The sequence below is a fragment of the Pseudoalteromonas sp. Bsw20308 genome, from assembly GCF_000310105.2.
In the GTDB taxonomy this organism is placed as follows: Bacteria; Pseudomonadota; Gammaproteobacteria; order Enterobacterales; family Alteromonadaceae; genus Pseudoalteromonas; species Pseudoalteromonas fuliginea.
This window is the reverse complement of the sequence record NZ_CP013138.1, coordinates 3,656,071-3,668,805: the sequence shown is the minus strand read 5'-3', so window position 1 is coordinate 3,668,805 and position 12,735 is coordinate 3,656,071. Positions and strand designations below refer to the sequence as shown.

The window sequence follows — 12,735 nt, the reverse complement described above, 5'->3', positions numbered from 1 at the left end:
CGTTTTTATTAATAAAACTGACTACTTTTTGCGTTAACGCAATAAAATTTAATTATTTATTGTTTTTTGTTGAGCAATTTAATAGGCGTAATCAGTCATATAATTAACTTCTTAGATCTTAAGATCAAAATTAATTCATTGTTAATACGCTAGTAACTAGTTTTGCGATCCCCGCATCCGCATCAAGAATCGATTGTGCCAACATGTAAGCAGGAGTGGTAACTAGCTTATTTGCTTCATCGAACACTACATCATCCACTGCGCAGTTAATATGTTTGGCGCCTAATGTGCTTAGTGCTTGTGCTGTATCTACATCGTTACCAATAGTGAGTTGGGCATTATCGTAAATAAATGGGATCAAAGCGGGTGCAATACACATATACCCAGCAGGTTTTTTTGCTTTAGCAAATGCTTTACAAGTATTAAGTACGTCCTGATTGATATTTGCTTTTGTGCCCTTAATTGCAAAGTCGCATAAGTTTTTAGCCGCACCCAAACCACCAGGTACAATTAACGCATCAAATTTAGCTACATCTAGGTCAATCAGGGATTTTATGTCGCCCCGTGCAATACGAGCAGCTTCTGTTAATACATTGCGTTTATCAGGCATAACATCGCCTGTTAAGTGGTTAATGGTATGAAGTTGCTCAATATCAGGTGCAAAACATTGATAAGCCCCGCCATTTTTGGCTATGTGTAATAGCGTTAAAACTACTTCATTAATTTCACTGCCATCGTATACGCCACTTCCTGCTAATATTACAGCTACTTTTTTCATGCTTTTATATTCCTTAATTAAATTTATTAAGCTTATAGTTTGAAGTTTAACATGTACTAAATTGTCTATTTAAATTAATTTCAGTGTGAAAATTGTACGCTAGGTAAGTTGTAATGCGGTATATATCTTTTGGTGATTATACCTAATGAAAAAAAGTATAAAGGATCGCTATGATCTTTGATCCATTATGCTAGAATACTCGTCCGGTTATTGGGTTGGATGACTATAATCGAAGTGAGTAACAGCGGATGTAGTCGTTAAAAAACCTTTTTCCACATTTGTCTAAAAGAATAAAAAAAGAACCTCGTATTATCTTTTTTAAATAAAAACATGTAGTTAAAGTATTTTCTAGGCATTGTATTATGCTTTGGAAGAATTTTTTGTGGCTGTTATCTACATACTTATCCACAGCTTGCTCAAGTTGAAATGAGACAATGATTGATAATTCACAGTCGTTTTATTTCCTACCTTATGGCATGCTTACAATCACCTTAATTTTTTGCATTTAGGATCCAAATTCACCATGGCTCAGATCCCCGAAAACCCACTTATTTTAGTTGATGGCTCGTCATATTTATTTCGTGCTTATCATTCTCCGCCGCATTTAACTAATTCTAAAGGTGAGGCTACGGGCGCTATTTACGGCGTGATCAACATGCTTAAAAGCTTGATCAGACAATATGATCCCTCACACATGGTGGTTATATTTGATGCAAAAGGCAAAACATTCCGTAACGACATGTATAGCGAGTATAAGGCAAATCGTCCGCCTATGCCGGATGACTTACGCACACAAATAGCACCAATACACAGTATTATCAAAGCGATGGGTTTTCCGCTAATTAGCATCGAAGGTGTTGAAGCCGATGATGTTATTGGCACATTTGCACGTATAGCATCAGAGCAAAAACGACATGTACTCGTCTCCACTGGTGATAAAGATATGGCGCAACTTGTAAATGAACACGTTACGCTCATAAACACGATGACCGACAGTATTTCAGATCCCCTTACTGTGGTTGAAAAGTTTGGTGTAGGTCCTGAACTTATTATTGATTACTTAGCATTAATGGGCGATAAGGTCGATAACATCCCTGGTGTTGAAGGTTGTGGGCCTAAAACGGCGGTTAAGTGGTTAGAAAAATATGGCTCGTTGCAAGGTGTAATGGATCACGCAAGTGAGATCAAGGGTAAAATAGGTGAAAAGTTAGCTGCAGCTCTCGATCATCTGCCTTTAAGCTACGAGCTTGCAACAATTAAGTGCGATGTTGAAGTCGAATCAGATCTTGAAACGTTCAAACTACAAGAGCCAAATAAAGACGAATTAATTGCACTATATGGTGAGTGCGAATTCCGTCGTTGGTTAGCTGAGTTGCTAGATAACCCTAAAGATGCAGAAACACATCTAGCTGTACCTACCGAAGCCACTGAATTACCAAAAGTAGAAGATGCTCATTACGAAACTATTTTAACGCAAGCGCAATTTGATACGTTAATAGAGCAATTAAATAGTGCCGAGTTATTTGCATTTGATACAGAAACTACCAGCCTTGATTACATGAAAGCGCAATTAGTGGGTATGAGTTTTGCCGTAAAAGCGGGTGAAGCTGTGTATTTACCTCTAGCGCATGACTACCCAGGTGCGCCTGATCAACTAAGCCTTGAATTTGTAATGCAAAAGCTAGGTCCAATTTTGGCCGATGAAAACAAAGCTAAAGTAGGGCAAAACCTTAAATACGACAAAAGTGTATTAGCGAATGCAGGTTTTGCGCTAAATGGTATTAAGTTTGACACCATGCTTGAGTCATACGTATTTAATAGTGTGGGTACACGCCATGATATGGACTCGCTAGCACTTAAATATCTAGGCCATAAAAATATTAGCTTTGAAGATATTGCTGGCAAAGGTAAAAAGCAACTTACCTTCAACCAAATTGAACTTGAAAAAGCTGCGCCTTATGCTGCAGAAGATGCCGATATTACTTTGCGCCTACATGAAGTGCTTTGGCCAAAAATAGCGGCTGATGAAAAGCTAAAATCCGTATTCGAAGATATAGAAATGCCACTTGTTAGTGTGATTTCTGATATTGAACGAACCGGTGTAGCAATAGATAGCAATATGCTTGCAGCGCACAGCCAACGATTAGGCGAGCGTTTAATTGAACTTGAAAAAGAAGCATTTGAAATAGCAGGCGAACCATTTAATTTAAGCTCTCCTAAGCAACTACAAGTATTGTTGTTTGAAAAGCTTGGCCTGCCTATCATCAAAAAAACACCTAAAGGTGCACCTTCTACCGCAGAAGAAGTATTGCAAGAGCTTGCTCATGATTATCCACTACCTAAAGTAATTATAGAGCATCGTGGTTTATCAAAGCTTAAATCAACTTACACCGATAAATTACCATTAATGGTGAATGAGAAAACCCAGCGTGTACATACGTCTTATCATCAGGCAATTACTGCAACGGGGCGCTTGAGTTCAACCGATCCTAATTTACAAAATATTCCTATTCGTTCAGAAGAAGGGCGTCGAATTCGTGAAGCGTTTATAGCTGCAGATGGTTATAAAATTGTCGCTGCCGATTATAGTCAAATTGAGCTGCGCATTATGGCGCACCTTTCACAAGACAAAGGTTTATTAAATGCATTTGCTAACGGCTTAGATGTACACAGTGCAACTGCCGCTGAAGTATTTGGTGTAGAGCTTGATGATGTAACTACCGATATGCGCCGCAAGGCGAAAGCAGTAAACTTTGGCTTAATTTATGGTATGTCGGCATTTGGTTTAGCACGTCAACTAGATGTGCCACGCCATGAAGCGCAGCATTACATAGATAAATACTTTGAGCGTTTTCCAGGTGTATTAGAGTACATGGAAACAACACGCGAAAAAGCAGCTGAAAATGGCTATGTTGAAACAATATTTGGTCGCCGCCTACATTTACCAGAAATAAACGCACGTAATGGGGCGCGTAGAAAAGGAGCCGAACGTGCTGCTATAAACGCACCAATGCAAGGTACTGCCGCCGACATTATTAAAAAGGCAATGCTGAGCGTTAACCGCTGGGTACACGAACAAGCGCCAAATACAATTAAGCTGCTTATGCAAGTGCACGATGAATTAGTATTTGAAATCAAAACAGACTGCGCATCACAGTACACAAAACACATCTGTGAACTGATGTCGCAAGCTGCTGCGCTAGATGTACCACTTATAGTTGAAGCTGATGAAGGTGACAACTGGGAACAAGCTCATTAATGCAATTTGAGCATTTTAATTAAAGCGCCTTTTGGCGCTTTTTTTATGTTTAATAAAAATGGCGAATAACAGCGATTCAATCAGGTATATGCAAGCTTTAGTTAAAATAAGGTTAATTTAAGCAACTATTTGTATTAAATAGTTATATGTTCGTCAATTCGAGCTGTTTTACAGGAATATGATTGTATTTTAATGCGTGCTTTTGTTAAAGTCCCGCCTGTCCTATCCTGTAGGACATCCTGTTGATGATGCATCTGAAAGGGTGCAACAAATTGATAGCTTCTCCCCAGTTTGCTATACCGGCCTACCAACTTGTTTGGTGGGCCGTTTTTTGTTTTACGCCTGAAAATCCTATCTAATTAATTCTTTATTGCGCTATACCAATTGTATTATTCATTCGTCATTTCGAGGTGGTTTGGGTACATCGCAGGTGATACCATCGAAGTTATATTATTCTTTTCATTTTATTACTAAGGAGTGCGTTATGTTTAAAGCATTAGCTATTGCAGGTTTTTCTTTATCAAGTTTAGTTATTTCTAATGTTGCTCAGGCCAATTGGCAGCTAGTGAATGATAAAAGCCAACTAAGCTTTGTTTCAATTAAAAAAGATTCGATTGCTGAAGCTCACCATTTTACTAACCTTGAAGGTATGCTTTCTGATAAAGGCGAGTTTAGCGTTAATGTTGATTTAACATCAGCCGAAACTCTAATTCCTATTCGTAATGAGCGTTTAACAGCAATATTATTCGAAGCGGCTAAATTTCCAAATGCTGTTTTAACTGCAAATTTAACTAAAGAACTGAGCAATATTAAAAAGCCTGGTCAATATGTATTGAAGGGTATTAAAGCTGAGCTTGATTTTCACGGTAATAAAAAGCCATTGGCAATTGATGTACTCGTTAACAGCACGCAAAGTGGTGATTTAACGGTATCATCATTAACACCTATTATTATTAATAGTGATGATTTTGGTGTAACTGAAGGCGTTAAAAAGCTGCAAGAGCTAGCGGGCTTACCTTCAATTGCGACAGCAGTGCCTGTTACATTTGCAATTACACTTAAAAAACAGTGATTTCTTTAAGTGAGCTTAGCAAGCAATTAAGCGAGCCAAGCAAACCTTTTGATAGTTGGCAGCCTAATCATTGTGGTGAACTGCCAATTGTCATTAATCATGAGGGGAAATGGTTTTACGATGGCAGCGAAATAACACGCCCAGCCATGGTGAAGCTGTTTGCTTCTGTTCTATGTAAAGAAGGTGAGCAATTTTATTTAAAAACACCTGTCGAAAAAATAACAATAACGGTTGATGATGCGCCGTTTATTATTGTTGATTGGCGTTTTGAAAATACAGTGCAAGGGCAGGTGTTGTGCTGTATTGATAATTTAGCTAGGCAGTGGTTGGTGAGCGCTCAGCAGCCTTTAGTTATAAAAGACTATAAAGGATCAAAAGTACCTTATCTAAAGCTACCTTATGGCTGTAGTGCGCGTGTTGCGCGAAGCGTATTTTATCAGTGGGCTGAAAAAGCCGAGTCTGATAAGCTCGGCTATTTTATTAAATCTGCAGGAAAGCAGTTTTATTTATCGTAACGCCAGCGTTTAAGCCTCTGGGTTAGTTTCGTCTGTGATTGTTTCATCGGTAGGTGGTACAGCAATAACAGGACCTAAAAACCATTCATCTAGTTTTTTAGCTACTTCTGGTAAACCCGTGCCTTTTAATGATGAAAATGCATGAACTGTAATATCCCCATCAAGCGTGCTTAATTCACGACGAACTTGCAGTACTTGTGATTTACGAGGGCCTTGCTTTAATTTATCGGCTTTAGTTAATAGTGCTAATACTGGAATTTCACTACCAATTGCCCAATTAATTAAATCACGGTCTAAGTCTTTTAATGGGTGACGAATATCCATTAAAATAACAATACCTTTTAAGCTTTGACGCTTTTGTAGGTATTCGCCTAACGACTTTTGCCATTTCTTTTTCATTTCGATTGGTACTTTAGCAAAGCCATAGCCTGGCAAATCGATAAGGCGCATATCGTCAACATCCGCTAAATCGAATGTATTGATTAGCTGGGTACGCCCAGGTGTTTTACTTGTACGTGCTAGCTTTTGATCGGTTAATGCATTTAATGCACTCGACTTACCTGCATTGGAACGACCGGCAAACGCAACTTCAATTCCCGTATCAGCAGGTAATTTAGTAATGTCGGGAGCGCTTGTTACGAAAGACGCAGTATTATATTTGATACGAGATTTGAGCACAGGCTCTCCTAAAACTTAAAAAAATAACGTTGAGTAAACCAAATTCACTCAGGGCACGTATTTTATACTATAAAGGATGTATTAAAAAGCGTATTTAACCACCTAAAAACAGTACCTATGGTACATTTAAAACATGTTAAAGCTTAATCTAAGTCAAAACCCTGTAAATTATAAGCTTAATATGTGTAGAAAACGTGCCAGAGAATTTATTATCGTGTAGAATATATGTATTACAGCATCACGATTGTAGATGATACAGGGTCGGAAACAGAGAATTCACCATGAAAAAAATAGCACTATCTTTAACAATATTGCTTGGTGCGTTGTCAGCAAGCAACGCAACAGCATTTGATGGCGATGTAAACGCAGGTAAAGAAAAATCAGCAACGTGTGCGGCTTGTCACGGCCCAGACGGTAATGCGCCGGTTAATATTTACCCTAAAATTGCAGGTCAACATCCAGATTATATCCTTAAGCAACTTCAGGATTTAAAATTAGGTATGACGTCAGGCGGCAAAGAAGGGCGTATGGATCCAGTAATGAGCGCTATGGCTATGCCACTTAGCGAGCAAGACATGAAAGATCTAGCAGCTTATTTTTCTTCAATGAACATGACCGAAGGTGCTACACCTAAAGATGTCGTTGATGTTGGCGAAATGCTTTTTAAAGCAGGCGATGCAGAGCGTGGAATTCCATCATGTGCAGCATGTCATGGTCCACGTGGTAACGGTTCGTCACTTGCTAAGTTTCCAAAAATTTCTTTTCAGCATCCAGGATACATCAAGTCTCAACTTGAAAAATTCCGTGATGGTACTCGTCATAATGACCTAAATGGCATGATGGGCGATATTGCAAAAAAATTAACAGATAAAGACATTGAAGTACTTTCTCAGTACTTAGGTGGTTTACACTAAAGTCGTATTTATTTATTTTTAATTAATGAATAGACTAAAATATGTATAAAAAAGCAGCTTAAGCTGCTTTTTTTGTGTCCGAAATTAGCGATATTACCGTTATGCTTTGTAAGACATTGACCATGCAGTGGTGTGAGAAAAGTCTTATTTTAAATATTTTTTTTTCATTAACTCATTGTAATTTAAAATAAGTTAAATTTGTTAATGTATGTAGTGTAAGAAAAAAGATATAAATTAGTTGTAACAAAATTATTAACGAGTAGATTAACCCCTGTCGCAAAAAAACAATAAAAAAACGGAAATAGCTATAAGGAAAGTAGCGCGGCACGACTACATAGCACAAGATTGGTGCTACTAAAGGAAATAATAAAAAAGAGTCAGGAAGACCGATAATAATAAAAACTCATGGAAGTTTAATAATAAAAACAAAATGGAATGCTACAAGGAACGTAAAAATAATAACAATACGGACTGATAATAATAAAAATAATAAAGACTAAAAAAAGTCGAAGGGAGAAGTGTCCAGATAATGGCGCTCAGATTAGCAGGCGGTAGAGATGTTTTCTCTACCGCCTTTTTATTTGTCCTGTTACAATACCCACCGTTTAATAACTAGCAGTAAGCTAGTTTAGGCGCTATAACACAGAGAAGCCCAACCTCTGAAGCGCAAACTGAATTCTTCTGGCTATGCCAGCATTGCGATGCCCATTAATTTGCGCCTCGCTCAAAACCTCTTAAGTGAGACGATCAAGATATGAGTAGAACGAAAAAGTCACGCAAAAGCCCAGCAAATGGACCTGTACGTTTAAGCCAAGATAAGCTTAAAGAGATGCGTGCGTTAAAAGAGCAACGAGTTAAAAAAACCAAAGGCGCTAAGCCTGGTTCGCGTAATGCACCGGATGCATTAAATGGTGATAGCCAAAATTCACAATCAGGTTCTAGAGATAAGCGTATAGGTAGTAAAAAACCAGTGCCATTGGTTGCAACTGCTGTTGAACCAAAAGTAGAAATGAAACGTAACCTGAAGCCAACTATTGAGCTTAAAAAAGTTGTACAGCCAGAGTTTACACCAGAGCAAGAGCTTGAAGCGCTTGAGAACGATGTGCGTTTACTTAAATTAGTTGAGCGCCATGAAGGTGGTGAATTACTAACAGGCAAAGATGCTAAATATTTTAATAGCCGCATTGCTCGTCATCAAGTTTTATGTGAATTGTTAGGTCTTGAAGACGAAGATGAACCAGAGCTTGAAGATGACTTTAGTGATGAAGACAAGTCAAATTCTGACTTTGATCAGTATTTATCAAATGATCTAGCAAATGAATGGCTAGATGATGAAGAAGACAAGTAATTAATAAGGGTAATTAATGAGTACCGCGGTAATTTTAGCCTTACTTTTAGGCGCTGCTATTATAGCTGGCTTGGCATTTTATGCAGGTCAGTTATTGTATAAGTTAAATGCGCAAAAAAAGTTAATTGCGAAGGCGCAGACTGAGAAAAAGCAAAAGCTTGAAAAGTCTCGCTTAGAGCGAAATGCAAAACTAGCCGATAGTATTCATTTAATTGCGCGTGCAATGAATGAAGAGCAGTGTGAGTTTTCTGAAGGCTGTTTACGTATTTGGGTACTTATGTCTCAATATGGCTTTGAGAGCGAGCGTGATTTAACGGCGCTGTATCCTGGCATTCATCAAATGTACCAGGTAGTTAAAGAAATGCCGACGCACGATGCACGTAAAAAATACTCTAAAAAAGAGATTTTTAAGTTAGATAAGGCTCGCTGGCACGCAGAAGAAACACTTAAAGATGAAGTTAAAGCCGATTGCGCTAAAATTATCATTGAATTTAAAGCGGCCTCAGGCAGTGATAAAGTAGTTTTTAACTAGCTGCTCAGAGAAAGCAGACCTTGGTCTGCTTTTTTATGCACAACAATTTATGGTTAAATTACCCGTGAGAAACGCGTCGCATTTATTTGTTTTTGTAAGTGAGCATCGAAGCACATACAAATAATACGAATGAATAAGTTTCCGCGTGGTGTTACGCTAATTTTATTATCAATTATAGTGACTAGTTCATCTTTTATAAGTGGCGCAAGCGCTACTAATGCATCCTCAAAGTAGTCATTAAATATAAGCGCGTGCTTTTCGCTAAAGTCTTGTATATTTAATTCAAACTGGCAAATGAGCTGCTTAATTGCATCAGCACGAATTACATCATCATGTGTTAAGTGCATTCCTTTATTAAGTGCGCAGCCGCTTTGTGTTTCGATGCTGTGGTAATAATGTTTTAATTCTTTTTGATTTTGTAAAATGGCGGTGCCAATTTGCGAAATTGATGACACGCCTAAGCCTAATAAATCACAATTTCCATGTGTTGTATAACCTTGAAAGTTACGATGTAACTTGCCTTCATTTTGCGCAACAGCTAGTTCATTATCAGTTTTTGCAAAATGGTCCATACCAATAAATTGATAGCCTGCTTGCGTCATCTGCTCCAGCGTATTTTTAAACATGGTGAGCTTATTATGTGCACTGGGTAAATCTGCATCTTTAATCTTACGCTGTGCGGCAAAGCGCTCAGGTAAATGCGCATAGTTAAACACTGATACTCTGTCAGGGCTTAGCTCAATAAGTTGCTCTATAGTTTGCCTAAAGCTCTCTGGTGTTTGCAGAGGGAGCCCGTAAATCATATCTGCATTAATAGATTGAAACCCCAACTCACGAGCTTGTGTAATTAATTGCTTGACCGTATCTGCATTTTGCGGGCGATTAACAGCAAGTTGTACGTCATCGTTAAAGTCTTGAATACCAAACGAGACGCGGTTAAGGCCAAGCATCCTTAAATCAACAAGCATATTATCGGAAAGTGAGCGTGGGTCTATTTCAATGCCGCGCTCTGTTGTGCGTGTAAAATTAAAGTGTTGTTCTAAAAGCTTAATTAAACGGGTCATTTGTTTTGCGGTTAAAAAGGTGGGAGTACCACCACCTAAATGTAATTGCTCAACCGTGTAGTTCTTAAATAAAGGCGCTTGGGCAGTAATTTCTTTTGCTAAAAAGTCGAGATACGTATCTGCCTTAGATTGATGGCGGGTAATTATTTTATTACAGCCACAGTAGTAGCACAGCTGACTACAAAACGGGATGTGAATATATAAAGAAAGAGTGCGACTTGTTGACGATTCTATAGCGCTTAGTAGGTCTTGTTGCTGGTACCCGTCACGCAGTGATAAAGCCGTGGGATAAGAGGTATAACGCGGACCAGACACATTATATTTGTTTATTAGGGTTTCATCCCATTGTGGAAGTTTAATCATCACGCGCACCTAAGTATTTATTTAGGGGGGATTATAAAAAAGTACTCAGGAAGGCGGTTTGATCTATAACAAAAAAGGTGCCGAAGCACCTTTTTTAATAAAATATAACTTAATACGACCTAATTAATACGTAATAGTATGAGCATCTTTAAGGTATTGAAATAATTCTTTATAACCTTTACCTGGCTTTTCAGCTTTCGCTTCTTTTGCTGCATTACGAACTAATTGGCGCATTTGTTGACGATCAAGAGATGGAAACTGCTCAATAGTCTCATTGATAAGGTCATCACCTTGCTCAATTAAATCTGAACGTAATTGCTCAATTTTTTTGACCAATACTTCAGCTTGGTTATTTTTATTAAGCATCACATTGATAATCGCTTTAATATCATCAATGTTTTCTACAGTACGCAGTGTTTTAGCGATGTAGTTTAAGTGGCGGCGGTACGCGTCGCTTTTGTTACTTATTTTATCAGCAACAACCATCGCTTCTTTTAAATCGTCATTTAATGGCAGGCGTTCGCGCTGTTTTTTACCCATTTTGGCAATTTCAGTACCTAACTGATGAAACTCTTGCGCTTCGCGTTTAAGCTCCGTTCTTGATACATATTCAATTTCTTCTTCAATTTCAGCAGGCTTGCCTTTTTTCTTTGCCATGGGGTGCTCTTAAATAAAAATAACTTTTACCATTATACATGAATATGATACTTAGGAATATTAGCTGATGTGATGCATTGAGTGTGTTAGCATTTAAATATAAGAAATGTGTGCATTCTGCCTCTAAGGCTCAGGACTTAATTTATGAAAAGCCAACAAAACGATCCAATTTATTCTCAAATATCGCAAGTTAAAGATGCGGTAGCAGAAGTACTCGAACATGCTAAAAAATTAGGCGCTACAGCTGCAGAAGCTGCTATGTCTAGCACGTCTGGTTTATCGGTTAGCACACGAATGGGTGAAGTAGAAACCATTGAGTTTAACCAAGATGGCGGCTTAGGCATTAGTGTATATGTTGGTAACAATAAAGGTTCGGCGTCAACGGCTGATTTAAATCCAAAAACATTGCGCACGGTAGTCGAAAAAGCGATTGATATAGCCAAATTTACATCGGATGATCCATTCAACGGCGTTGCTGATAAAGAGTTACTTGAATTTAATCCTAAAGATTTAGATTTATACCATCCTTGGGATGTAAGCCCTGAGGAAGGTATTGAGCTTTGTCATGCTGCTGAGCAAGCTGCATTAAATGCAGACGAGCGCATTGTTAACTCTGATGGTGCGAGTTTTTCATCGCATCAGGGATTACGTGTTTATGGTAACAGCCACGGTTTAATTGCAGGCTTTCCACGTACTCGTCACAGTATTAGTACTATGGTAATAGGTCAAGATGGCGAGCATATGCAGCGCGACTCTGCTTATACGGTTGCACGCGATCAGGCTGGTTTAAATGATGCGGCGGCAGTGGGTCTTGAAGCGGCAGCTGAAACTTTGGCTAAATTAAACAGCCAAAAGTTAGGCACAATGAAAGTGCCTGTTATTTTTAGAGCCGATATTGCAAATTCATTGTTTGGTCACTTGGTGTCGGCAATTGGTGGTGGCGCACTTTATCGTAAATCAAGTTTTTTACTTGATAGCTTAGGCACTCAGGTATTTAGTAATTGTGTGAATATTGCTGAGCGCCCACATATTTTAAAAGGGTTGGCATCGTCACCGTTTGATAGCGAAGGTGTTAAAACATTCGATAGAGAAATTATTCAAGGCGGCGAGTTACAAACGTATTTACTAGCAAGTTATGCCGCGCGTAAAATGAACATGATGCCAACAGGACATGCTGGCGGTATACATAACTGGCTTGTTGAGCAAACTCATAACGATTTAACTGCACTATTAAAAACCATGGACACTGGCTTATTAGTTACAGAGCTAATGGGGCAGGGCGTAAATACCGTAACGGGTGACTACTCTCGTGGTGCTGCTGGTTTTTGGGTTGAAAATGGTGAAATTCAATATCCGGTAAGCGAAATTACCATTGCTGGTAATTTAAAAGACATGTTTAAAGGTATTTCCGCCATTGGTGGTGATATAGAACGCCGTGGTGGTATTCAAACAGGCTCAGTACTAATAGAGCAAATGCAAATAGCCGGCGCGTAGTATTAATACGAGGTGTATACTTAAACTCAGGGTGTTTTCTTTGGGTTTAAGTATACCAATT

The 12,735-nt window shown here is 38.5% G+C and carries 11 protein-coding genes; 7 read left to right on the top strand and 4 right to left on the bottom strand.

Annotation, left to right across the window (positions count from 1 at the left end):
• Positions 1-130 precede the first annotated feature (130 nt).
• Entirely contained in the window at positions 131-778 is a 648-nt protein-coding gene (elbB, locus tag D172_RS16070) for an isoprenoid biosynthesis glyoxalase ElbB (RefSeq protein ID WP_007377276.1), read from the bottom strand.
• Positions 779-1,301: 523 nt separating this feature from the next.
• Between elbB and polA the strand changes: the two genes are divergently transcribed.
• From polA to D172_RS16055, 3 genes are all read left to right on the top strand, one after another.
• The gene (polA, locus tag D172_RS16065; RefSeq protein ID WP_007377275.1) at positions 1,302-4,037 is read left to right on the top strand and encodes a DNA polymerase I; all 2,736 of its coding nucleotides are present in this window, start codon (positions 1,302-1,304) and stop codon (positions 4,035-4,037) included.
• A 484-nt stretch (positions 4,038-4,521) separates the two neighbouring features.
• Complete coding sequence (locus tag D172_RS16060) at positions 4,522-5,109, top strand: YceI family protein (RefSeq protein ID WP_007377274.1); 588 nt, start codon at positions 4,522-4,524, stop codon at positions 5,107-5,109.
• The gene (locus tag D172_RS16055) at positions 5,106-5,624 is read left to right on the top strand and encodes a DUF1285 domain-containing protein (RefSeq protein ID WP_007377273.1); all 519 of its coding nucleotides are present in this window, start codon (positions 5,106-5,108) and stop codon (positions 5,622-5,624) included. The genes D172_RS16060 and D172_RS16055 overlap by 4 nt, the downstream gene beginning before the upstream one ends.
• 9 nt (positions 5,625-5,633) lie before the next feature.
• Here D172_RS16055 and yihA read toward each other — a convergent pair whose 3' ends face one another.
• Positions 5,634-6,302, bottom strand: coding sequence for a ribosome biogenesis GTP-binding protein YihA/YsxC (yihA, locus tag D172_RS16050; RefSeq protein WP_007377272.1), 669 nt, complete (start codon positions 6,300-6,302; stop codon positions 5,634-5,636).
• A 281-nt stretch (positions 6,303-6,583) separates the two neighbouring features.
• Between yihA and D172_RS16045 the strand changes: the two genes are divergently transcribed.
• The 3 genes from D172_RS16045 to D172_RS16035 all read left to right on the top strand — a co-directional run bounded on the left by D172_RS16045 (position 6,584) and on the right by D172_RS16035 (position 9,096).
• Positions 6,584-7,216: a c-type cytochrome gene (locus tag D172_RS16045; RefSeq protein WP_007377271.1), complete on the top strand. Its 633-nt coding sequence runs from the start codon at positions 6,584-6,586 to the stop codon at positions 7,214-7,216.
• 754 nt (positions 7,217-7,970) lie between these two features.
• Positions 7,971-8,564 carry a Der GTPase-activating protein YihI gene (gene yihI, locus D172_RS16040; protein WP_007377270.1) on the top strand — a complete coding sequence of 198 codons (594 nt, stop codon included), beginning with the start codon at positions 7,971-7,973 and terminating at the stop codon, positions 8,562-8,564.
• 16 nt (positions 8,565-8,580) lie between these two features.
• Complete coding sequence (locus tag D172_RS16035; protein ID WP_007377269.1) at positions 8,581-9,096, top strand: DUF2489 domain-containing protein; 516 nt, start codon at positions 8,581-8,583, stop codon at positions 9,094-9,096.
• 53 nt (positions 9,097-9,149) lie between these two features.
• Here the strand turns inward: D172_RS16035 and hemN are convergent, their stop codons facing one another.
• Both hemN and yjgA read right to left on the bottom strand, forming a co-directional pair.
• Positions 9,150-10,523, bottom strand: a complete 1,374-nt coding sequence (gene hemN, locus D172_RS16030; protein ID WP_007377268.1) for an oxygen-independent coproporphyrinogen III oxidase — start codon at positions 10,521-10,523, stop codon at positions 9,150-9,152.
• 123 nt (positions 10,524-10,646) lie between these two features.
• Complete coding sequence (gene yjgA / locus D172_RS16025) at positions 10,647-11,180, bottom strand: ribosome biogenesis factor YjgA (protein WP_007377267.1); 534 nt, start codon at positions 11,178-11,180, stop codon at positions 10,647-10,649.
• 144 nt (positions 11,181-11,324) lie between these two features.
• Between yjgA and pmbA the strand changes: the two genes are divergently transcribed.
• Positions 11,325-12,674: a metalloprotease PmbA gene (gene pmbA, locus D172_RS16020; RefSeq protein ID WP_007377266.1), complete on the top strand. Its 1,350-nt coding sequence runs from the start codon at positions 11,325-11,327 to the stop codon at positions 12,672-12,674.
• Positions 12,675-12,735: the final 61 nt, after the last annotated feature.

What these genes read in the sequence shown, in the direction of transcription:
- yihI (WP_007377270.1), top strand. Translation starts at nt 7,971, where the DNA reads ATGAGTAGAACGAAAAAGTCACGCAAAAGCCCAGCAAATGGACCTGTA.
- yjgA (WP_007377267.1), bottom strand. Translation starts at nt 11,180, where the DNA reads ATGGCAAAGAAAAAAGGCAAGCCTGCTGAAATTGAAGAAGAAATTGAA.
- D172_RS16045 (WP_007377271.1), top strand. Translation starts at nt 6,584, where the DNA reads ATGAAAAAAATAGCACTATCTTTAACAATATTGCTTGGTGCGTTGTCA.
- pmbA (WP_007377266.1), top strand. Translation starts at nt 11,325, where the DNA reads ATGAAAAGCCAACAAAACGATCCAATTTATTCTCAAATATCGCAAGTT.
- D172_RS16035 (WP_007377269.1), top strand. Translation starts at nt 8,581, where the DNA reads ATGAGTACCGCGGTAATTTTAGCCTTACTTTTAGGCGCTGCTATTATA.
- elbB (WP_007377276.1), bottom strand. Translation starts at nt 778, where the DNA reads ATGAAAAAAGTAGCTGTAATATTAGCAGGAAGTGGCGTATACGATGGC.
- D172_RS16060 (WP_007377274.1), top strand. Translation starts at nt 4,522, where the DNA reads ATGTTTAAAGCATTAGCTATTGCAGGTTTTTCTTTATCAAGTTTAGTT.
- hemN (WP_007377268.1), bottom strand. Translation starts at nt 10,523, where the DNA reads ATGATTAAACTTCCACAATGGGATGAAACCCTAATAAACAAATATAAT.
- polA (WP_007377275.1), top strand. Translation starts at nt 1,302, where the DNA reads ATGGCTCAGATCCCCGAAAACCCACTTATTTTAGTTGATGGCTCGTCA.